Source organism: Alcanivorax sp. HI0007 (genome assembly GCF_001635525.1).
Classification (GTDB): domain Bacteria; phylum Pseudomonadota; class Gammaproteobacteria; order Pseudomonadales; family Alcanivoracaceae; genus Alcanivorax.
Genome location: NZ_LWEJ01000061.1, coordinates 1 through 346 on the forward strand (window position 1 = coordinate 1; position 346 = coordinate 346).

1 protein-coding gene is annotated in these 346 nt (G+C 36.4%); it reads left to right on the plus strand.

Annotated elements, in window-relative coordinates; genetic code table 11:
- On the plus strand, positions 1-296 hold a 296-nt coding region (locus tag A3714_RS18190), incomplete at its 5' end, for a hypothetical protein (RefSeq protein ID WP_231867820.1).
- Positions 297-346: the final 50 nt, after the last annotated feature.

Here is a 346-nt window from a genome sequence, read left to right on the forward strand (position 1 = left end):
AACATGGGGTTATAGGTTTGCTTATATATGTTGCATTCATTCTCTATCTTGTGAAGGCGGGAATTAATAATCTTTCAATGGCAATAAAGACAGGAGGTGCTGTAATCAGTAAGCACTACACATCTTTTAGCATATTCTTGTTTGCTTTTTTGATAAGAGAAGCCTTTGATGTTTGGTGGTGGGATCATTTGTTAACTGTTCTTGTTGTTAATTATATATTTTTAGTGGTTTATGCTCCAAGTACAAATCGGTTCCAAAGAGACTCCTCCATCAATGAACACCGGGGGAGAGTGTGATTTGAATATGGATTATGCTAGTGGCTTCTGAAAATAGAGGTGAAGCAAAA